Annotated in this window: 16 protein-coding genes and 1 pseudogene; 6 read left to right on the top strand and 11 right to left on the bottom strand. The window is 66.3% G+C overall.

The window, feature by feature from the left end; genetic code table 11:
* Positions 1 to 30: 30 nt before the first annotated feature.
* Entirely contained in the window at positions 31 to 1662 is a 1632-nt protein-coding gene (locus TNMX_RS07020; protein WP_038030753.1) for a formate--tetrahydrofolate ligase, read from the top strand.
* A 32-nt stretch (positions 1663 to 1694) separates the two neighbouring features.
* On the opposite strand, the gene carA is transcribed toward TNMX_RS07020, so the two are convergent.
* The 6 genes from carA to TNMX_RS06990 are packed head-to-tail and all read right to left on the bottom strand — an operon-like array spanning position 1695 to position 6437.
* Complete coding sequence (gene carA, locus TNMX_RS07015; protein ID WP_038030751.1) at positions 1695 to 2870, bottom strand: glutamine-hydrolyzing carbamoyl-phosphate synthase small subunit; 1176 nt, start codon at positions 2868 to 2870, stop codon at positions 1695 to 1697.
* Positions 2858 to 3076 (bottom strand): type II toxin-antitoxin system HicA family toxin, encoded by a 219-nt coding sequence (locus TNMX_RS07010; protein WP_038030749.1) that lies wholly within the window; start codon positions 3074 to 3076, stop codon positions 2858 to 2860. Before TNMX_RS07010 ends, carA begins: the two co-directional genes overlap by 13 nt.
* Positions 3060 to 3323 (bottom strand): type II toxin-antitoxin system HicB family antitoxin, encoded by a 264-nt coding sequence (locus tag TNMX_RS07005; protein WP_028494691.1) that lies wholly within the window; start codon positions 3321 to 3323, stop codon positions 3060 to 3062. The genes TNMX_RS07010 and TNMX_RS07005 overlap by 17 nt, the downstream gene beginning before the upstream one ends.
* 1 nt (position 3324) lies before the next feature.
* Positions 3325 to 3864 (bottom strand): N-acetyltransferase, encoded by a 540-nt coding sequence (locus TNMX_RS07000; protein WP_015716201.1) that lies wholly within the window; start codon positions 3862 to 3864, stop codon positions 3325 to 3327.
* Positions 3857 to 5245 carry an argininosuccinate lyase gene (gene argH / locus TNMX_RS06995; protein ID WP_038030746.1) on the bottom strand — a complete coding sequence of 463 codons (1389 nt, stop codon included), beginning with the start codon at positions 5243 to 5245 and terminating at the stop codon, positions 3857 to 3859. The genes TNMX_RS07000 and argH overlap by 8 nt, the downstream gene beginning before the upstream one ends.
* On the bottom strand, positions 5235 to 6437 hold the full coding sequence (locus TNMX_RS06990) for an argininosuccinate synthase (protein WP_038030744.1): 1203 nt from the start codon (positions 6435 to 6437) through the stop codon (positions 5235 to 5237). Before TNMX_RS06990 ends, argH begins: the two co-directional genes overlap by 11 nt.
* On the opposite strand from TNMX_RS06990, the pseudogene TNMX_RS13605 reads away from it, so the two are divergent.
* From TNMX_RS13605 to TNMX_RS06980, 3 genes and pseudogenes are all read left to right on the top strand, one after another.
* Positions 6419 to 6988, top strand: a pseudogene (locus TNMX_RS13605) (Ig-like domain-containing protein); the annotation flags it as partial. The gene TNMX_RS06990 and the pseudogene TNMX_RS13605 sit on opposite strands and share 19 nt — an antisense overlap.
* Before the next feature lie 21 nt (positions 6989 to 7009).
* Positions 7010 to 8662, top strand: a complete 1653-nt coding sequence (locus TNMX_RS06985; RefSeq protein WP_371180291.1) for a carboxypeptidase-like regulatory domain-containing protein — start codon at positions 7010 to 7012, stop codon at positions 8660 to 8662.
* Between the two features lie 9 nt (positions 8663 to 8671).
* Entirely contained in the window at positions 8672 to 10735 is a 2064-nt protein-coding gene (locus TNMX_RS06980) for a S8 family serine peptidase (RefSeq protein WP_038030742.1), read from the top strand.
* A 50-nt stretch (positions 10736 to 10785) separates the two neighbouring features.
* Here the strand turns inward: TNMX_RS06980 and lpdA are convergent, their stop codons facing one another.
* The 3 genes from lpdA to TNMX_RS06965 are packed head-to-tail and all read right to left on the bottom strand — an operon-like array spanning position 10786 to position 16080.
* Positions 10786 to 12159 carry a dihydrolipoyl dehydrogenase gene (gene lpdA / locus TNMX_RS06975; RefSeq protein ID WP_038030738.1) on the bottom strand — a complete coding sequence of 458 codons (1374 nt, stop codon included), beginning with the start codon at positions 12157 to 12159 and terminating at the stop codon, positions 10786 to 10788.
* Between the two features lies 1 nt (position 12160).
* Positions 12161 to 13369, bottom strand: a complete 1209-nt coding sequence (odhB, locus tag TNMX_RS06970) for a 2-oxoglutarate dehydrogenase complex dihydrolipoyllysine-residue succinyltransferase (RefSeq protein ID WP_038030735.1) — start codon at positions 13367 to 13369, stop codon at positions 12161 to 12163.
* A gap of 11 nt (positions 13370 to 13380) precedes the next feature.
* Positions 13381 to 16080 (bottom strand): 2-oxoglutarate dehydrogenase E1 component, encoded by a 2700-nt coding sequence (locus TNMX_RS06965; RefSeq protein WP_038030810.1) that lies wholly within the window; start codon positions 16078 to 16080, stop codon positions 13381 to 13383.
* 89 nt (positions 16081 to 16169) lie between these two features.
* On the opposite strand from TNMX_RS06965, the gene TNMX_RS06960 reads away from it, so the two are divergent.
* Both TNMX_RS06960 and ruvA read left to right on the top strand, forming a co-directional pair.
* Positions 16170 to 16934, top strand: a complete 765-nt coding sequence (locus TNMX_RS06960) for an enoyl-CoA hydratase-related protein (RefSeq protein WP_038030732.1) — start codon at positions 16170 to 16172, stop codon at positions 16932 to 16934.
* Positions 16931 to 17506 carry a Holliday junction branch migration protein RuvA gene (gene ruvA, locus TNMX_RS06955; RefSeq protein ID WP_038030729.1) on the top strand — a complete coding sequence of 192 codons (576 nt, stop codon included), beginning with the start codon at positions 16931 to 16933 and terminating at the stop codon, positions 17504 to 17506. Before TNMX_RS06960 ends, ruvA begins: the two co-directional genes overlap by 4 nt.
* 128 nt (positions 17507 to 17634) lie before the next feature.
* Here ruvA and TNMX_RS06950 read toward each other — a convergent pair whose 3' ends face one another.
* Together TNMX_RS06950 and TNMX_RS06945 are read right to left on the bottom strand one after the other, a co-directional pair.
* Positions 17635 to 18837 carry a HAMP domain-containing sensor histidine kinase gene (locus tag TNMX_RS06950; RefSeq protein ID WP_015716182.1) on the bottom strand — a complete coding sequence of 401 codons (1203 nt, stop codon included), beginning with the start codon at positions 18835 to 18837 and terminating at the stop codon, positions 17635 to 17637.
* Positions 18827 to 19486 carry a response regulator transcription factor gene (locus tag TNMX_RS06945; RefSeq protein ID WP_038030726.1) on the bottom strand — a complete coding sequence of 220 codons (660 nt, stop codon included), beginning with the start codon at positions 19484 to 19486 and terminating at the stop codon, positions 18827 to 18829. The genes TNMX_RS06950 and TNMX_RS06945 overlap by 11 nt, the downstream gene beginning before the upstream one ends.
* Positions 19487 to 19570 lie beyond the last annotated feature (84 nt).

The raw sequence follows: 19570 nt of genomic DNA, 5'->3' as shown, positions 1-19570 counted from the left end.
TTCCCTGGAAAGGCGGAGTAAGCTTAGCCCGTGATCGTCAAGGAAGCGCTTCTACCCATAGAGGAAGTGGCCGGCAAGCTGGGCTTAAGCCGGGATAGGCTCTACCTCTACGGCCCCCACATGGCCAAGGTCCTGGGGGAACCCCCTAAGGCCAAAGGAAAGCTGATCCTGGTCACCGCCATCACCCCCACCCCGGCAGGGGAGGGCAAGACCACCACCGCCATCGGCCTGGTGGACGCCCTATGGCGGCTTGGGAAAAGGGCGGCCTTGGCCCTCCGGGAGCCCTCCTTGGGCCCGGTTTTCGGGGTGAAGGGCGGGGCCACGGGAGGCGGCCGGGCCCGGGTGGAGCCCCGGCACGAGATCAACCTGCACTTCACCGGGGACTTCCATGCGGTAACCAGCGCCGTGAACCTCCTGAACGCCCTCCTGGACAACCACCTGCACCAGGGAAACGAGCTCGGGATCGACCCCAGGCGCATCGAGCTCAAGAGGGCCATCGACATGAACGACCGGGCCTTAAGGCACATCGTCCTAGGCCTGGGGGGCAAGGCCCACGGGGTGCCCCGGGAGGGAGGGTTTGAGCTCACCGTGGCCAGCGAGGTCATGGCCCTCATGAGCCTGGCCCGGGACTTCAAGGATCTAAAGAGGCGCCTGGGAAGGATCCGGGTGGGCTTCACCTACGGGGGGAAGCCCGTCTACGCCCAGGACCTGGGGGCGGTGGGGGCCATGGCCGCCCTTTTACGGCAGGCCTTCCTCCCCAACCTGGTGCAGACGGCGGAGGGGAACCCCGCCTTCATCCACATGGGGCCTTTCGGCAACATCGCCCACGGCACCAACTCCCTAAGGGCAAGCCTCTTCGCCCTGGGCCTGGCGGACTACGTGGTGCAGGAGGCGGGATTTGCCACGGATCTCGGCATGGAGAAGTTCATGAACGTGGTGGCCCGCGCGGGAGGCCTGGTCCCCGAGGCGGTGGTGCTGGTGGCCACCCTCCGGGCCCTCCGCTACCACGGGGGGCAGGATGCCTACGAGATACCGGACCCGCAGGCGGTGGTGAGGGGCCTCGCCAACCTGGAAAAGCACGTGGAGAACGTGGAGCTATTCGGCTTCAAGCCGGTGATCGCCCTGAACCGCTTCCCCACGGACGCCGAGGAGGAGATCGCCCTGGTGCGGGAGTTCGCCCGGGAACGGGGCCTGCCCTTCGCCCTAAGCGAGGTCTACGCCAAAGGGGGGGAAGGAGGGTTGGAGCTGGCGGAGAAGGTCCTCGAGGCCCTTTCCCTGCCCCACGCCTACCGGCCCCTCTATCCCCTTGAGATGCCCCTCGAGGACAAGGTGGAAACCATCGCCACCCGCATCTACGGGGCGGAGGGGGTGGAGTGGAGCGAGGAGGCCAAGAAAGCCCTCAAGGCCGCCAAGAAGGAGGGGTGCGAGGCCCTCCCCGTGGTCATGGCCAAGGCGGCCACCTCCCTTTCCGACAACCCCAAGCTCCGGGGAAGGCCCCAAGGCTTTAGGGTGCGGGTCACGGACCTGAGGTGCCGGTTTGGAGCGGGGTTCGTGGTGGTCTACATGGGAGGGATTGAGACCCTGCCCGGCCTGCCCAAGGTACCCCAGGCCCTGGGGATCGACGTGGACGAGGAGGGGAACATCCGGGGGATGGACTACTGAGACCGCCCCGACCTGGAAACGGAAGGACCGGGCTAGACCCCGTGCCCGTCCGCCCGTTGCTTCTCCACGGGAAGCCCCGTGGCCCCGTGGAAGGCCTCCACCTCCTCCAGGAAGCGGCGGAAGAGGTAGAGGGCGTCGTGGGGCCCGGGGGCGGCCTCGGGGTGGTACTGCACGGAGAAGACGGGATAGCGGGCGTGGGCCATGCCCTCGAGGGTCCCGTCGTTCAGGTTGATGTGGGTGGGCTTGAACTCCTTCAGGGAGTCGATGTCCACCGCATAGCCGTGGTTCTGGCTGGTGATCTCGATCTTCCCGGTGAGGAGGTTCTTCACCGGGTGGTTGGCCCCCCGGTGGCCGAACTTCATCTTGTAGGTGCGCCCCCCCGCGGCCAGGGCCAGGAGCTGGTGCCCCAGGCAGATGCCGAAGGTGGGAAGTAGCCCCATGAGCTTCCAGATGGTCTCGTGGGCGTAGCGGGGCATGGAGGGGTCCCCGGGGCCGTTGGAGATAAAAAGCCCGTGGGGCTCCAGGGCCATGATCTGGCTCGCCGGGGTCTTGCCCGGCACCACCAGGATCTCGAAGCCCAAAGCCGCCAGGTTCTCCACGATGGCGTGCTTGATGCCGAAGTCCATGACCACAATGCGCCGCCCCGACTTCAGGGTGGGCCAGGCGTAGGGCAAGGGGGTGGAGACCTCGGGAGTCATGTCCCGCCCGTCGATGTCCGTCCAGGCCTTGGCCTCCTGGCGGAGGGCCTCGAGCTCCTCGGGGGTGAAGGCGTGCTGGGGATCCCCGAAAAGGCTGGCGTGGGCGATGGTGCCCTTGAGCACCCCTCCTTCGCGGATCTTGCGCACCAGGGCCCGGGTGTCGATCCCCTCGATCCCCACCACCCCGTAGAACTCCATGAACTCCTTAAGGGTCTGCTGGGCCCTGGGGTTGGAGGCGATGCGGCTGAACTCCTTGGCCACGAAACCCTTCACCCAGGGGCGGTTGGACTGCATGTCGTAGACGTTGACCCCGTAGTTGCCCTGGTGGGGGTAGGTCATGACCACGATCTGCCCGTGGTAGCTGGGATCGGTCATGATCTCCTGGTAGCCGGTCTGGGCGGTGTTGAAGACCACCTCCCCCACCGTCTTCCCCCGGGCCCCGAAGGCGTAGCCGTGGTAGACGGTCCCGTCCTCCAGGACCAAAACCGCCCGTTCCTTCACTCCAGCCATTCCTCCTCCTCAATCCCGGCTTGTTTGAGAATGCGCTTCAAAAGGTCCACGCTGATCTCACCCCGATGGGGATTGGGCAGGACCAAGCGCACGGAACCCCGCACCATGAATTGGTGCCGACCCCCCGTGTAAGGCCCAGCAAATCCCAAAGCTTTAAGCCTCGCCACCAGCTCCCTCCGGGAAACAGGCCTAAGCCGCCTCGCCATGGGGCAGTTCGATGCGGACCTCGCCCAGGGGCGGAGGGGTTTCACCCCGGGAAAGCAGGAAGAGAAGCCAGTCCTCGAGGGCCGCCTGCAGGTTGGCCTCGCATTCCCTTAGGCTTTTGCCCGTGGCCCACACCCCGGGCAGGTCCGGAACCTCCCCATAGTAGGGCTCCTCGTCCTGGATGAGCTCGTAGCGGGCCCGGGCCATGGCCTCCTCCAAGTAGCGGGTCAGGGTCCCCATCCCATCCATTCTAGCCCCCGAAGGCCCCCGGGGAAAGGTGCTTGATGACGGCGATCTCCCGGCAGTTCTCGTAGAAGGGGCAGGCGTTGCACTCGCTCCACACCTTGGGGGGCAGGGCCTCCCGGGTGGTGACCTGGTAGCCCAAGGAGCGGAAGAAGCCCACCTGAAGCGTCCAGGCGAAGACCCGGGGCAGGCCCAGATCCCGGGCCTCCCGTTCCGCCCCCAGGACCAGCCAGCGCCCAAGCCCCTCCCCCTGCCTGTTGGGGTGCACCGCCAGGCCCCTGATCTCCGCCAGATCCCGCCAGAGCACGTGCAGGGCCACGGTGCCCACGATGTTCCCGTCCTCGTCCTCGAGGACCTGGAAGTCGCGGATGTTCTCGTAGAGGTGGCTGTGGCTCCGGACGAGCATCAGGCCCTTCTCCGCCCAGTAGCGGATGAGCCAGTAGATGGCGTCCACATCGCTCAGCCTGGCCTTCCTGAGCTCCACCCCCGCCTGGCGCCGCACCTCGGGCAGGGTAACCGTGGAGAGTTCTATTCCCGTCTCAAGCAAGGCCCACCTCCTTCTTGGCCTCCTCTAGCCTCTCCCGCACCGCCTCGGGAGCCGTGCCCCCGAAGGAACCCCGCCGATGGATAGCGGATTCCAGCCGGAGAAGCGACAGGGCATCCTCGGCGAAGAGGGGGTGGTGGGCCTTAAGCTCCTCCAGGGTCAGGTCCTTCAAGGCCCTTCCCTCCTCCACAAGCCTCCGCACCAGGCGCCCCACCACGTGGTGGGCCGCCCGGAAGGGAAGCCCCTTTTCCGCCAGGTAGTCGGCGAGCTCCGTGGCCAAGGCATAGCCCTCCTCCGCCGCCCGCCACATCCTCTCCCGCCGCCACCTAAGCCCAGGAAGAAGGGCGGTGAGGAGCTTAAGGCTATCCCGGTAGGTGGCGAGGGCATCCAGAAGGGGTTCCTTGTCCTCCTGCAGGTCCTTGTTGTAGGCAAGGGGCAGGCCCTTCACCACGGTGGAGAGGGCCACCAGGGCCCCTAAGACCCTTCCCGCCTTGGCCCGGATGAGCTCCAGGATGTCCGGGTTCTTCTTCTGGGGCATGATGGAAGAGCCGGTGGCGAAGGCATCCGGGACCTCCACGAAGGCGAACTCCTCGGTGCTATAGAGGATGAGTTCCTCCGCCATCCGGGAGAGGTTCAGCATGCCGATGTTGAGGGCGGAAAGCACCTCCAGGGCGAAGTCCCGGCTCGCCACCGCATCCAGGGAGTTCCGCATGGGAGCGGAAAAGCCAAGCTCCCGTGCGGTGTAGTGGCGGTCTATGGGGAAGCCCGTCCCCGCCAGGGCCGCGGCCCCCAGGGGGCTTTCGTTAAGGCGCTCCCTGGCGTCCCTCAGCCTTCCTGCATCCCGGAGAAGCATCTCGTAGTAGGCCAAAAACCAGTGGGAAAGCAAGATGGGCTGGGCCCGTTGCAGGTGGGTGTAGCCGGGAAGGACGTAAAGGGGCTCGAGGTGCCGCTCGGCCTCCCGCACCAGAACCCGGCGCAGGTCCAAAAGGAGGGAGAGAAGCTCGTCTATGGCCCCCCGGAGGAAAAGCCGGAGATCAGTGGCCACCTGGTCGTTCCGGCTCCTCGCCGTGTGGAGCTTGCCCCCCGGTGGACCCACGAGTTCGATGAGGCGGGCCTCCAGGTTCATGTGTACATCCTCAAGCTCCTCCCGCCAGGGGAAGGTGCCCGCCTCGATCTCCCGCTCGATCTGGTCCAGGCCCTCGAGGATGGCCCCTAGCTCCTCCTCGGTGAGAAGGCCCACCCGGTGGAGCATCCGGGCGTGCACCCGGTTCTGCCAGAGGTCCTCCCGCCAAAGGGCCCGGTCAAAGGGAAGGGAAGCGTTGAAGCGAGCCGCCAGCTCGCTTGGACCCTCGGCAAACCGGCCACCCCAGGTCCTATGTCCCATGAGCCTTCCCCTCCACCAAGGCCCTAACCCTAAGCCTCAGGGCGTTGATCCGGATGAAACCCTCGGCGTCCTTCTGGTCGTAGCCCCCGAGCTCGTCGAAGGAAACCAGGTCCTTCTGGTAGAGGCTTTTCTCCGCCTTCCTGCCCACCACGTAAACGTTGCCCTTGTAGAGCTTGAGCCGGGCCACCCCGGTGACGCCTTTCGCCACGTGGTCAAAGTAGGCCTGGAGGGCCTCCCGCTCCGGGGCGTACCAGAAGCCGTAGTAGACGAGCTCGGCGTACTTGGGGGCAAGCTGGTCCCGCTGGTGGAGCACCTCCCGGTCCAGGGTGAGGCTTTCCACCGCCCGGCGGGCGTGGTAGAGGAGGGTCCCCCCCGGGGTTTCGTAGACCCCCCGGGACTTCATGCCCACGAAGCGGTTCTCCACCAGGTCCACCCGGCCCACCCCGTGGCGGCCTCCGATCTCGTTGAGCCTTTGCAGCAGGGCTGCCGGGGAGAGCCGTTCCCCGTTCACCGCCACGGGATCCCCCCGCTCAAACTCCACCTCCACGTACTCCGGGGCATCGGGGGCTTCCTCGGGGTCCACGGTCATGCGGAACATCCCCTTGGGGGGTTCGGCCCAGGGGTCCTCGAGGACCCCTCCCTCGTAGGAAATATGCAGGAGATTGGCGTCCATGGAATAAGGTTTCTCCTGGGTCACGGGAACGGGGATGCCGTGGGCCTCGGCATAGGCGATCATCTCCTGCCGGCCCTTGAAGCTCCACTCCCGCCAGGGGGCGATCACCCGGATGTCGGGCTTCAGGGCGTAGGCGGTGAGCTCAAAGCGCACTTGGTCGTTGCCCTTGCCCGTGGCCCCGTGGGAAACGGCCTCCGCCCCTTCCTCCTCGGCGATCCTCACCAGGTACTTGGCGATCAAGGGCCGGGCGATCGAGGTGCCGAGGAGGTAGCATCCCTCGTACACCGCGCCCGCGCGGAACATGGGGAAGACGAAGTCCCGCACGAACTCTTCTCTCAGGTCCAGGGCGATGGCCTTGGAGGCCCCGGTCCTGAGGGCCTTTTGCCGGGCCTCCTCCACCTCCTCCCCCTGGCCGATGTCCGCGGTGAAGGCGATGACCTCGGCCTTGTAGGTTTCCTTGAGCCACTTGAGGATGATGCTGGTATCCAGCCCGCCGGAGTATGCCAGGACGATCTTCATGCCAACCCCTAGTCTACCCCCTCGAGGGGGATATGCATAAGTATACGTCACAAAATGAGCCGTTGACCAGGCTTTTGGCACATAGTATGATCCCCAAAGAGGAGGGAGGTGAAAATCAAAGGGGTAAACGGCTTGCGCCAGCGGCCTATTTCGGCATCAAGGATCTCTGTCTTTGGAGGCGCAGCATGAGAGTATGGAGAAACCTTTCTTTGGACAAGATGGGCTTGCTGCCCGTAGTTCTCTTGCTCGGTTTGCTTGGGCTTTCGGCGTGCACTCCCGCAGACACGACTCGCCCCACGGTCACGATAACCGAGCCCACCGAAGGAGCCACAGCCAACCAAGCCCAGGTGACCGTTCGAGGCACAGCTTCGGATAACGTGAGTGTAAACCGGATAACCTATCAGCTTAATGGCGGAAGTGAACAGACCATAAACATCACCCCGGGGAAAACGGTAACCTTCCAGTTCCAGGTTAACCTACGAGAGGGGACAAACACCATCACCGTAAATGCTTATGACCCTAACGGCAATAAGGGAACCAAGGCGGTTTCCGTTACGTACGATCCCCAAGCCATTCATACCCTCTCGGGTACCCTGGTGAGCGAGTACGCCGGTGGCCCAGTAGCTGGCAGTACCCTGAAACTTTACAGAGAAGGCAACCTTGTGGCCACCACCCAATCCGGAGCAGACGGCTCCTTTTCGTTTACAACCCTAGCGCCCGGAGTTTATCGTCTTGAGGCCCAGCAACCCGGCATGGCCGGAAGCGTGCTGGAGGGGATCCGAATTCCGGAAATGGCCTCCGTGACCCTCGTCCAGAAGCCGGCCTTTGACGCTACCGCCACCACCACACCCCCCACCCTGATCATCACGCAAGACGGGACCCAGCCCCTCGAGGGCCAAACCTTTACCAACACCATCCCCTTCCGCGTCCAGGTGGACACTGCTAAGGACTACGTCCGTCCCATGCGCTACATCTACGTGGCCCTGGGCCGGGCCCCGGGTTCTGCTTTCATCACCAACAGCGCCACATGGACCCGCCGCATCTTCATTGACACCGAGGACACGGGCAACCAATCCCTTTCCGGCAGCAACGTAGCGGGCTTTGGTAGCACCAGTGGGGAAACGGTTTACCTGGAGGTGGTGGCCTACGACTTCAACGAAAACCGGAACCACTACATTATCCCCATCACCTTCGTTAACACCTCCACTTCCCAGAACAATACCGTGAGTTCCCCCACCGATGTAGCCGCAACCGCCATCACCTTGACCCAGGCCGTGGGGTTCTACGATTTCAAAACCCCAGCCAAGATAACCGTTCCTGTGGTTAAAGGTAAAGCGGAAACAGCGGACCTCACCCTTGATCCCCAGGCTGTCCCCGAGGGCAGCAACCTCTACGTGGAAGTGCGCTGGTGCTACACAGCTACGGCTGTCCCCTTCGCCTTTGACATCGAGCGTTCCTCCGACGGAACCAACTGGATGCGGGTAGGAACAGTAGGCGGAGCCCGCAGCGATAGCTGTCCCACCAATCCTTTCAACAGACCCTTCTTCTTCCGCGACGCCTCCCCTGACCTCACCCCTGGCCAGACTTACTCCTACCGCGTCGTGGCCCGGGGCACCAACCGTGCTGAAAGTGCGCCTAGCACCACCACGCCCTTGCCTCCCTTCTTCGCCCCCCTGATGAGCCCCGCGGACGAAAGCACCGGTGTTCCCCTCACGCCCAACTTCACCATCGGCCACCCCCAACTTGGCATCGGCGCGGACGGCGCCGCCTACAACCTGGTCTTGTGGGACACCCTTACCGGGGACAGCGTGGCGTGGCAGACCCTGGCCGGGTACAACCTCCTGGTGGAGTTCGGCACTCCGGAAAACGGTATCCCCGAAGGAGAAGCCCTGGTTTACGGGTTCCACCCCACAGTCAACAATGTCGTGATCTTCACCGATACTGCAGGCGTGGTTGCTCCCACTAAACCCAGCCTGGTCCCTGTAAATGTACCTCAGGGCACCGTCACCATGCCCTACAACTTCGATGGCCTAGCCCAGCTTTCCGCCCTCCAGGCCCTGCGCACCTACGCCTGGCAGCTTTACGTGAGCTACGCCTACAAGTACAACCCCGCAGAGGGTTACCGGATCTCGGCCTACAGCATCCAGACCTGGCCCAGCTCCACGTCCTTCATCCGCATCACCCGTCCAGGCACTCAGGTCTTCGACTTCACCACGGGGCAGTAAGGAGGAACCATGAAGACGCTCCGCTTGCTTTTCCTCGGCCTCACCGCCTTGCTGGCCGCTTGCTCCCAAGCTCCCCGCACGGCCACCCCGCCGGCCAACCCCGGCCTCCTCGTGAGCTCCGAGGGCATCCGCCACTTCCAGGGGCAGGTGGTGGTGGGGTATCAGGACGAGACCGCTCTCCAGGAAATCGTGGCCAAGCTCGGGGCTAAGGAGCTGGCCCGCATCCCCGAGCTCAAGGCCGCCCTGCTCCAGGTTCCCGGGGATGCCCTCAAGGCCAGCCGTGCCCTAAAGGGCCTGCCGGGCTTGCGCTACGCCGAACCCCACCTGGCCCAGGTAGTCCCGCCCAAAGACGACCCGGTGGAAATCCCCAGGACTCGGGCCAGCGACCTCTCGCCCTTGGGCAACCCCGCCGATCAGCTTCTGGACGCTCTGCCCCAGTACGCCCTGGACCCGCGCCATCTGGACGCTAAGCGGGCCTGGGACCTGGGCTTTGAGGGAGAAGGGGTTACGGTGGCCATCATCGATGACGCCGCCGACGTCACCCACCCTGACTTGGCCGCCAACTGGGCCGGGAAAGCTTATGACCCCGTCACCGACACCACCTACACCTCGGCAAGCGACTGGTTGGCCTTCATCAACAACAACCCCAACATCTACCACGGCACCTTCGTGGCCTCCACCGTGAGCGCTCCCCGGGATGGCCAGGGCATCGCGGGTCTGGCTCCCAAAAGCAAGTTCCTCCCCGTGGCCATCTTCCAGCCCGACTATGTGGGCGACTTCTACGTGGCTCGGGGCATCGTGTGGGCAGTAAATAATGGCGCCCAGGTGCTGAACAACTCCTGGGGCGGCCTGGGCTACGGGAACCTGGTAAAGGAAGCCTTTGACTACGCCCTGGCCAACGGGGTGGTGGTGGTAGCCAGCGCCGGCAACTCCTCCAAGGACGAGGTGCGCACCCCCGCCGGCTACCCGGGCATCATTGCCTCGGTGGCGGCGGACGGCAACCGCAACAAGACCGACTTCTCCACCTACGGCCGCCACGTGTCCAGCGCCGCTCCCGGCTTGGACGTGCTGCTGGCCAACCCCACCTGGCTAGGAGGGGGCTACGGCCTGATTTCCGGCACCTCCTTCTCTGGCCCCTATACGGCCGCTGCTGCCGCCTTGGTGAAGCAAGCCTGCCCGGGCGCCACCCCCTACCAGGTGCGCCGGTCCCTGGAAACCACCACCTGGGAGAGAACTTTCTCCCGGGAGAAGGGCTTTGGCCACCTGAACGCCGGAAACCTGGCGGATCTCCTCCGCCGGGGCTGCGCCGACTTGCCGTCCAAGGGTGCGGTGGTGCGGGTGAAGGTGGAGTACTTCAACGAAAACGGCCTCTTCCCCGGCCTCCTGGCGGACGTGATCCTCCGCGGCAAGGGCCTGCGGCCTGGAGACGCCGCCGACCCCACCCCGGTCTACTGGGCCCGCACCGACCTCAGTGGGGAAGCCTGGTTCTACGAGATCGCCCCCGGGGAGTACGACATCTACGTGGCTGGGGCTGACCTCTCCCTCACAGGCGGGCTCCCCGAGGAGCGGGGCACCTTCGTGGGCACCCTGATAGCCACCTCCGGCTCCACAGCAGCTAACCCCGTCTTCAAGCTGGTGCGCCTGAACGCCACCGAGGTCAACCTCAACCCCACCGACCCCTACGAGCCCAACGACAGCCCATCCCAAGCCACGCCCATCGCCTACGGGATCACTACCCAGCTCGCCTACATCTTCAGCCAGCCCAGGGACTTTGACTTTTTCGCCTTCACCGGGACCGCAGGCGACGAGATTCGAGCCCGGGTCTACGCCAAGTCCAGCATCGGCGGCACCTTGGACTCCTACCTCTTCCTCCTGGACGCCGCGGGGAACGTCTTGGAGGAGAACGACGACCTGGTACCCGGCCAGATCACCGACTCCGAAATCACCTTTTCCCTGCCCGCAAGCGGCACCTACTACCTGGTGGTGACCAGCTACACCATCGCCTCTGATCTGGCAGCCTCGGACAACAGCCCCTTCAACAAGTACCGCCTGGAGCTGGTCAAGACAAACTGAGCCACAGCAAAGCCCCGGCCAGGCTCTCCTGGCCGGGGTCACGCTTTTCCCTAAAGGTGAATGGGCTTCTCCCAAGCCGCCAAAGCAGCCTCCTTGAGGATCTCGGAGAGGGAGGGGTGGGCGTGGGGGGCCCGGCCCAGGTCCTCCGCGCTGGCCTTGAAGAAGATGGCCAAGGCGGCCTCGGCCAGCACATCCCCCACCCGGACCCCGATCCCATGAACCCCCAGGATGCGGTCGGTCTTGGCGTGGGCCAGGACCTTGACGAAGCCCTCCGTCTCCCCCATGGCCCGGGCGCGGCCTGAGGCGGAGTAGGGGAAGCGGCCCACCTTGTAGGGGATCCCCTTCGCCTTGAGCTCCTCCTCCGTGTACCCCACCCCCGCCACCTCGGGGTGGGTGTAGACCACGCTGGGGATGGCCAGGTAGTCCACGTGGCCAAACCCCCTGGCCATGTGCTCCACGGCGGCGATCCCCTCCTCGCTCGCCTTGTGGGCCAGCATGGGCCCCGGCACCACATCCCCGATGGCGTAGATGTGGGGGACACGGGTCCTCAAGTGCTCGTCCACGGGGATCCGCCCCTTCTCGTCGGTGGCAAGGCCGGCCCTCTCCAGGTCCAGGCCCTCGGTGTAGGGCCTGCGGCCCACGGCCACGAGGACCCGGTCCGCCTCGAGGACCTCGCCCCCTTCCAGCTCAATGCGGGCCCCCTGGCCCTCGGGGCGCACCGCCTTCACCTTGACCCCGGTGCGGATCCCAAGCCCTTCCTTCCGGAAGACCTTTTCGGCCGCCCGGGATAGCTCGGCGTCCATGGTGGGGAGGATGCGGTCCATGTACTCCAGGATGAGGACCTCCGCTCCCAGGCGGTGCCAGACCACGCCAAGCTCCAGGCCAATCACCCCGCCCCCCACCACGATGAGGCGGCCCGGCACCTCCGGGAAGGAAAGGGCCTCGGTGGAGGTCACCACCCTTTCGTAGTCCACCTGGGCCCAAGGAGGGATGAGGGGGGCGCTTCCCGTGGCGATAAGGATGAAGCGGGCTTCTAGCTCCTCCCCCGTCTCCTCCACCAAAACCTTGCGCTCAGAGAGGAAACGGGCCGTGCCCTGATGGCGGGCGATGCCGTTTTTCTTGAAGAGGAACTCAATGCCCTGGGTGTTGGCCTGGACCACCTTGTCCTTGTGGGCGAGAAGGGCGGGGAGGTCCACCTCGAGGCCCTGCACCCTAGCCCCGATCAAGCCCTTTTTCACCTCGTAGATGCGCTCGGTGGTTTCCAAAAGGGCCTTGGAGGGAATGCACCCCACCCGCAAGCAGGTGCCCCCCAGGGCCTTCTCCTTCTCCACCACCCCCACCTTCATCCCCAGCTGGGCGGCCCGGATGGCGGCCACATACCCCCCGGGCCCCGCCCCGATCACCAACAGGTCGTAGGCCTCCACGCTAGACCTCCAGCATCAGGCGCACGGGGTTTTCCACCAGCTCCTTGACCCGCCTCAGGAAGGTCACCGCCTCCCGGCCGTCCACGATGCGGTGGTCGTAGGAAAGGGCCAGGTACATCATGGGCCGGACCACCACCTGCCCCTCCCGGGCCACGGGCCTTTCCTGGATGGCGTGCATGCCCAGGATGCCCACCTGAGGGGGGTTGAGGAGGGGAGTGGAGTTGAGGGAGCCGTACACCCCCCCGTTGGTGATGGTGAAGGTGCCCCCCATGAGCTCCTCGGGCTTCAGCTTCTTGGTGCGGGCCCTTTCGGCGAAATCCGCGATCTGGCGCTCGATCTCGGCGAAGGAAAGCCGGTCGGCATCCCGGATGACCGGCACCACCAGCCCCTCTCCCCCGCCCACGGCCACCCCGATGTCGTAGTAGCGGTGGTAGAGGATGGTGTTGTCCCGGATCTCGGCGTTGAGCTCGGGGATCTCCTTGAGGGCCTGGACCACCGCCTTCACGAAGAAGCTCATGAAGCCCAGCTTCACCCCGTGCTTCTTCTGGAAGGCCTCCCCGAGCTCCTTCCTCAAGGCGATGATGGCGGACATGTCCGCCTCGTTGAAGGTGGTGAGCATGGCGGTGGTCTGCCGCACCATGAGGAGCCTCTCCGCGATGCGGCGGCGCAAGGGGCTCATGGGCACCGCCTCGCTCACCCGCCAGGGGCGGTCGGCCGGGGGTTGGGCGGGAAGCGGCGCAGACTCCGGCATCCGGGAAGGCACCGCCTGGGGTGGGGCCTGCCTGGCCCTCTCCTCCAGGTGGCGCTCCACGTCCTCCTTGAGGATCCGCCCGCCCAGGCCCGTGCCCACCACCTCCCCGGGGGATACCCCCGCCTCCCGCAAAACCCGCTCCGCGGCGGGCATGGCCAGGGGCTCCTGGGGCTCGGGTGCCTGGGGTACCGCAGCCTCGGGCTCAGGCCGGGGAAGCCCCTCTCCCAAGGCCTTAAGAAGAGCGATGGCCTCCCCCACCCTGGCGGTTTCCCCGGTGCGCTTCAGGATCCGCTCCAGGGTTCCCGCAAAGGGGGCAGGGAGCTCCAGGGTGGCCTTGTCGGTGATGAGCTCCACCAGGGGCTCATCCTGGGCAAAGCTTTCCCCTTCCTTCTTCAGCCAGGCGCCGATCTCCACTTCCACGATGGACTCGCCCACGGAGGGCACTTTCAGTTCCTGCATCGTCTACCTCCTCACTTAAAGGCTTCCTCAAGAAGCGCTTCCTGTTCCTCTCTATGCACCTTGGAAGAACCCACGGCGGGGCTTGGGGACTCCGGCCGGGCCACCACGCTGAAGGGGTGGCCGTAGATCTCCCCGCAGAAGCGGGCGGAGAGGTACCACCAGGCCCCCTGGTTCACCGGCTCCTCCTGGACAAAGACCACCGGGGTCTTCCTGGGGTAGAAGCCCAGGGCCTCCTTGAGCTCGGCCTCGGGGAAGGGGTAGAGGAGTTCCAGCCGGATCAAGGCCACGTCCTCCGCCCCAAGCTCCCTCCGCTTTTGCAGGAGGTCGTAGTAGACCTTCCCCGAGGTGAGAAGGACCTTCCTCGCCCCCTTGACCCTTTCCGGGATCACCTTCTGGAAGCGCCCCTGGGCAAGCTCCTCCAGGCTGGAGACCACCTCGGGGTGGCGGAGGAGGCTTTTGGGGGTGAGGACCACGAGGGGCTTGCGGATGGGGCGCTTCACCTGGCGGCGGAGGAGGTGGAAGAACTGGGCGGGGGTGGTGGGGTAGGCCACCTGGAGGTTGTCCTTGGCCCCAAGCTGCAAGAAGCGCTCCAGCCGGGCGGAGGAGTGCTCGGGGCCCTGGCCCTCGAGGCCGTGGGGCAGGAGGAGGACCAGGCCGGAAAGCCGGTTCCACTTAGCCTCGGCGCTGGCCAGGAACTGGTCGATGTATACCTGCGCCACGTTGACGAAGTCCCCAAACTGGGCCTCCCAGAGGACCAAAGCCTCGGGGTAGTCCAGGCTGTACCCGTACTCAAACCCCAGCACCCCGGCCTCGGAGAGGGGGGAGTTGTAGATCTCCACCTCCGCCTGCCCCTCGGCCAGGTGCTGCAAGGGAATGTAGGGCCTTCCCGTCTGGTAGTCGTACAGGGCGGCGTGGCGCTGGGTGAAGGTGCCCCTTAGGGCATCCTGCCCCGTGAGGCGCACCCGGTGCCCCTCGGCGGCCAAGGAGGCGAAGGCCAAGGCCTCGGCCGCCGCCCAGTCCAGGGGGCGCTTAGCCTCGGCCATCTCCTTTCGGGCCTCGAGGAACCGCTTCAGCTTGGGATGCACCTGGAAGCCCTCGGGCACGGCGCTCAGGCGGAGAAGGAGCTCCTTTAGCGCCTCCTTGGGCACCCCGGTATCCACCTCGGGCACCAGGTGGTCGGGCCCACCCACGTACCCCTGCCAGATGCCGGAAAGGCCGTGGGGCACCACGGGGCCCGGCTCCGCCTTGACCCGGGCGAACTCGCTCTCCAGGTTCGCCAGGTAGGCTTCCTCCTTGGCTTTAAGCTCCCCCTCCGCCACCACCCCTTCGGCAAGGAGCCTCTCCGCATAGACCTTCCAGGGCTCGGGCTTCTTGGAGATGAGGGCGTACATGGGGGGCTGGGTGAAGGTGGGCTCGTCCGTCTCGTTGTGGCCCCGGCGGCGGTAGCCCACCAGGTCGATGACCACGTCCTTCCCGAAGCGCTGGCGGTACTCCAGGGCCAGGCCCAGCACGAACCAGAGCTCGTCCAGGGCCTCGGCGTTCACGTGGAAGACGGGGGCCCCCACCATCTTGGCGATGTCCGTGGGGTAGCGGCAGGAGGTGTACTCCTCGGGCAGGGTGGTGAAGCCCAGCTGGTTGTTGGCCACCACATGGAGGGTCCCCCCCACCCGGTAGCCGGGAAGCCGGGAGAGGTTAAGGGTTTCCTGGACGATGCCCTCCCCGATGAAGGCCGAGTCCCCGTGGACCAGGATGGCCAGGCCCCTTTTCCGCTCCCGATCGCCGAAGCGGTCCTGCTTGGCCCGAAGCCTCCCCAGGGTCACGGGGTTCACGAACTCCAGGTGGCTGGGGTTGAAGTTGAGGGAAACGTGCACCTTCCCGTAGGGGGTGGTGAGGTCGTTGGAGAAGCCCAGGTGGTACTTCACATCCCCCGAGTAGCCCTCGGGGAAGATCTCCTCGAACTCGCGGAAGATGCGTTCAAAGGGCTTGCCCACCACGTGGGCCAGGACGTTGAGCCGCCCCCGGTGGGCCATGCCCAGGACCACCTCCCTGACCCCGTGGCGGGCGGCTTCCTCCACCGCCTCCAAGAGAAGGGGGACCAGGCCTTCCAGGCCCTCGAGGCTGAAGGTCTTGGCCCCCAGGTACTTGCGTTGCAGGAAGGCTTCAAAGAGGCTCGCCTGCATGAGGCGCTCCAGCATGCGCCGGCGCACCTCGCGGGGAGGCTTGGGCCAGGGGGCCTCGATGCGGGAAAGAAGCCAGGCCCGCTCCTCGGGCTCGGTATGGACCACCTCAAACCCCACCGGGCCCAGGTAAACCTCCTCCAGGCGGCCCAAGAGGTCCCCCAGGGTGGGGGCGCCGAAGAAGGGGGGAAGGGACCTAAAGAGATCCTCCCGCAAAAGGCCGTGGGCCTCCAGGGAAAGCTCCTTGGGCCTAGGCCGCTCCCGCCCCAAGGGATCGATGCGGGCCGCCAGGTGACCAAGCTCCCTGTAGGCCTGAACCAGGCGCTCCACCTTGAGGAGGAAGGCCAGGTCCACCGCCTCGGCCAGGGGAGCGGGGGTGGCTCGTCGGCCGTCCTCGAGGGGTTCTCTTCGGGAACCCTCCAGGGCGAGGGCGGAAAAGTAGCGGCGCCACTCCTCCGGCAGGGAGAAGGGATCCTCCAGATAGGCCCGGTAGAGGGCCTCCAGGTAGCCTTGGCTTTCCAACGTGAGCTCCATCCTACCTCCCAAGAAGGGGGCGTATACCCCCTTCATCTACGCTACACCAAAAAGCGGTGTAGGTGCTTTAGGACCTTTACAATAGGGCCATGGTCCTGAAGGAGAGACAGGAAGGCGTCCTTATCCTCAGCCTAAACCGGCCGGAAAAGCTGAACGCCATAACCGGTGCCCTGCTGGACGAACTCTACCAGGTCCTAAAGGAGGCCCAGGAAGACCCCGGGGTCCGGGCCCTCCTCCTCACGGGGGCCGGGCGGGCCTTCTGTGCGGGGCAGGACCTCTTGGAGTTCGGGGAGGGCAAGCCCGACTACGAGGCCCACCTCCGCCGCTACAACCGGGTGGTGGAGGCTCTGGCGGGGCTGGAGAAGCCCCTGGTGGTGGCGGTGAACGGGGTGGCGGCGGGAGCGGGGATGAGCCTGGCCCTTTGGGGCGACCTGCGCCTGGCGGCCCTGGAGGCCAGCTTCACCCCCGCCTTCGTGCGCATCGGCCTGGTGCCGGACTCGGGGATGAGCTTTATCCTGCCCCGGCTGGTGGGGTTCGCCAAGGCCCAGGAACTCCTCCTCCTCTCCCCCAGGCTTTCCGCCGAGGAGGCCCAGGCCCTGGGCCTGGTGCACCGGGTGGTGCCGGGGGAAAGGCTTTTGGAGGAGGCCCTGGCCCTGGCCCGGGAGCTGGCCCAGGGGCCCACCCGGACCTACGCCCTCACCAAGAAGCTCCTTTTGGAAACCTACCGGCTTTCCCTGACGGAAGCCCTGGCCCTCGAGGCCATCCTCCAGGGGGAGGCCGGGCGCACCCAGGACCACGAGGAGGGGGTAAGGGCCTTTAGGGAAAAACGCCCGCCCAGGTTCGTGGGCCGATGATCCGCTACCTCCGGGGCACGGTCCTGAAGAGGGAGGAAGGGGGGTTTCTCCTTCTGGTGAACGGGGTGGGCTTCCTGGTGCAAGCCCCCCAGACCTTTCTGCAAAGCCTCAAAGAGGGCCAGGAGGTGGCGGTCCACACCCACCTCCAGCTCCGGGAGGAGGGCCTGTTTCTCTATGGCTTTCCCGACGAGGAAAGCCTCCTCCTCTTTGAGCTCCTCCTTTCCGTGAGCGGGGTGGGGCCCAAGGTGGCCCTCTCCCTTCTCTCCGCCCTCACCCCCAGGCTTCTGGCCCAGGCCCTGGCCCAGGGGGACCTGCGCCTCCTCACCGCGGCAAGCGGGGTGGGAAGAAGGCTCGCCGAGCGGATCGCTTTGGAGCTCAAAGGGAAGGTACCCCTAAGCCTCCTCAGCGGGCAAAAGGTGGAAAGCCAGGCGGCGGAGGAGGCCATCCTGGCCCTCACCGCCTTGGGCTTCAAGGAGGGCCAGGCCCGGGGGGTGGTCCTGGACCTCCTGGCCAAGCGCCCCTCGGCCAACGCCCAGGAGCTCATCAAGGAGGCCCTGAAGCGCCTCCGCTAGCGCTTCCCAGGCCGGGTGATCCAGGCCTTTAGCCTGCCCGAAAGCACGGGTTCTTCCCGGGCCCAGGCGGGAAAAAGCAGGGAAAAAACCATACCTCCTCATCTCCCCGCCCCCTGGCGAGTGGGCGGTTAGCCTGGGGTTAAGGGAAGCCGGAGCGTGGCGATAAGGCCCCGGGGCCTGTTGGGCTTGAGCTCCAACCGCCCTCCATGGGCCTCGGCCACCTTGGCGGCCACGGAAAGACCAAGGCCCTCCCCAGGCTTCCCGGAGGCCCGGAAGAAGGGCCTGGCCGCCTCCTTCAAGGCTTCTTCAGGCATTCCCGGCCCCTGGTCCTGCACCTCCAGGAAGGCTTCCTCCCCCTCCACCCGCAAGGCCACCTCCACCCCCAGGCCCTCCCCGTGCAGGAGGGCATTCTGCAGAAGGTTCCTCAGGGCCTGGGAAAGAAGCAGGGGATCCCCCTGGAAGGCCAGATGGCCGGGACCCCGGTAGGGCACGCCGAAGGCCTCGGCCTCCTGGCGGGCCAGCTGGGCCAGGTCCAGGGGAATCCGCTCCACCCTTCCCTCCCGGGCCAGGACCAAGAGGGCCTCCACCAGGCGCTTCATGCGGAGAAGTTCCTCCTTGACTGCCTCCTGGGCCTCCTCCCGGGGCAGATACCCTGCCTCCGCCGCCTCCAGCTGGGCCAGGGCGGCGGCCACCGGGGTCCTCAGCTCGTGGGCGGCGTCCCGGGTGAAGCGGCGCTCCCTATCCAAAAAGGCCTGGAGGCGCTCCAGCATGTGGTTGAAAGCCTCCGCCAGGGCCTTGAGCTCCCCTCCCCCTCCGGGGGCCACCCGGTGGGAAAGATCCCCGGAGTCCGCCACCCGCCGGGCCACCTCCGTGAGGCGGGAAAGGGGGGTCAAAGCCGCCTGGGCCACCCTCGAGGCCAGGAGCACCGCCAAGAGGGTGAGCAAGGCCCCGCTTCCCCAAAGGGCCAGGCGGAAGCGGGCCAAGGCCCCCGCCGCCCCCGGGTCGTAGCGGGCCACGGTGAGGGTACCCCCCGGCACCTCCAGGACCAGAACCCGCCACCCCTCCCGCCAGCGGGCCCCCGGGGGAAGCTCCGGCCAGTCCGGGAAGTTGGCGCTCTGGTGGGCCTTGTCCCCCTGCACCAGGCGGAAGGCAAACTCCCCCCTAGGGGGCCTCCGGCCCTCCGAGAGGGCCTCCACGTAGAAGAGGAGGGAGCGGTCCAGGTCGGCCTCGAGGAGGCGCTTGAAGGCCAGGTAGCTCAAGGCCCCCTGGAAGAGGAGGGCAAGCCCCACGGAAAGGGCCAGGAAGAGGGCCAAGCGGGCCCTAAGGCTCATGCCCAAGCCGGTACCCCCCGGGGACGGTGCGTATGACCTGCGGATGAAGCTTCTGCCTCAGGTAGTGGATGTACACCTTCACCGCCCCCACCTTTTCCGCATCCCCAAAGACCTTTTCCGCCAGCTCCTCCGGGGAGAAGACCCGGCCCGGATGCAGGAGGAAGACCTCCAGGAGGGCGAACTCCTTAAGGGAGAGGTCCACCCGCTGGCCCCGGTGGTAAACCGCCCGCCCCGCCAGGTCCGCCTCCAGGTCCCCAAGGCGCAGGCGGGCCCCCTTCGCCTCCGCCTGCCGGCGGAAAAGGGCCCGCACCCGGGCGAGAAGCTCCTCCAGGTGGAAGGGCTTCACCAGGTAATCGTCCCCGCCCAGGTCCAGGCCGAAGACCCGGTCCTCGAGGGTATCCCGGGCGGTGAGGAACAGGATGGGCCCCTTGTACCCCGCCTGGCGCACCTCCTGGGCGAAGCGGAAGCCCCCGTCGGGATCCTCGGGCAGGCGCACGTCCAGCACCATGAGGTCGGGCTCCAGCTCCAAGAAGGCATCCCTGGCCTCCTCCAAACCCCTGGCCCAGCGCACCCCGTAGCCCTGGGCCCTAAGGGCTCCCTCCACCGCCCGGCCCAGGCGGGGCTCGTCCTCGAGGAGGAGAACCTGCACGCCTCCAGTATGCCCCCCTGCGGTTAGGCGGGGGTTATGGGCCGGGCTAACCCTCACCTAACCGCCCTCCCCTACCCTTTAGGG

Origin of the sequence: Thermus sp. NMX2.A1, assembly GCF_000511705.1 — a bacterium.
Taxonomy (GTDB): Bacteria; Deinococcota; Deinococci; order Deinococcales; family Thermaceae; genus Thermus; species Thermus scotoductus.
Note: the sequence above shows the minus strand (reverse complement) of the source record. Positions and strands in the feature narration are given on the sequence as shown.

Bases quoted from the DNA above. Each gene is read 5' to 3' on its own strand.
- ruvA (WP_038030729.1), top strand. From the start codon at position 16,931: ATGATCCGCTACCTCCGGGGCACGGTCCTGAAGAGGGAGGAAGGGGGG.
- TNMX_RS06950 (WP_015716182.1), bottom strand. From the start codon at position 18,837: ATGAGCCTTAGGGCCCGCTTGGCCCTCTTCCTGGCCCTTTCCGTGGGG.
- TNMX_RS07005 (WP_028494691.1), bottom strand. From the start codon at position 3,323: ATGGATGGGATGGGGACCCTGACCCGCTACTTGGAGGAGGCCATGGCC.
- TNMX_RS07010 (WP_038030749.1), bottom strand. From the start codon at position 3,076: ATGGCGAGGCGGCTTAGGCCTGTTTCCCGGAGGGAGCTGGTGGCGAGG.
- odhB (WP_038030735.1), bottom strand. From the start codon at position 13,369: ATGCAGGAACTGAAAGTGCCCTCCGTGGGCGAGTCCATCGTGGAAGTG.
- TNMX_RS06965 (WP_038030810.1), bottom strand. From the start codon at position 16,080: ATGGAGCTCACGTTGGAAAGCCAAGGCTACCTGGAGGCCCTCTACCGG.
- TNMX_RS06980 (WP_038030742.1), top strand. From the start codon at position 8,672: ATGAAGACGCTCCGCTTGCTTTTCCTCGGCCTCACCGCCTTGCTGGCC.
- TNMX_RS06960 (WP_038030732.1), top strand. From the start codon at position 16,170: ATGGTCCTGAAGGAGAGACAGGAAGGCGTCCTTATCCTCAGCCTAAAC.
- TNMX_RS06990 (WP_038030744.1), bottom strand. From the start codon at position 6,437: ATGAAGATCGTCCTGGCATACTCCGGCGGGCTGGATACCAGCATCATC.
- argH (WP_038030746.1), bottom strand. From the start codon at position 5,245: ATGGGACATAGGACCTGGGGTGGCCGGTTTGCCGAGGGTCCAAGCGAG.
- carA (WP_038030751.1), bottom strand. From the start codon at position 2,870: ATGGCTGGAGTGAAGGAACGGGCGGTTTTGGTCCTGGAGGACGGGACC.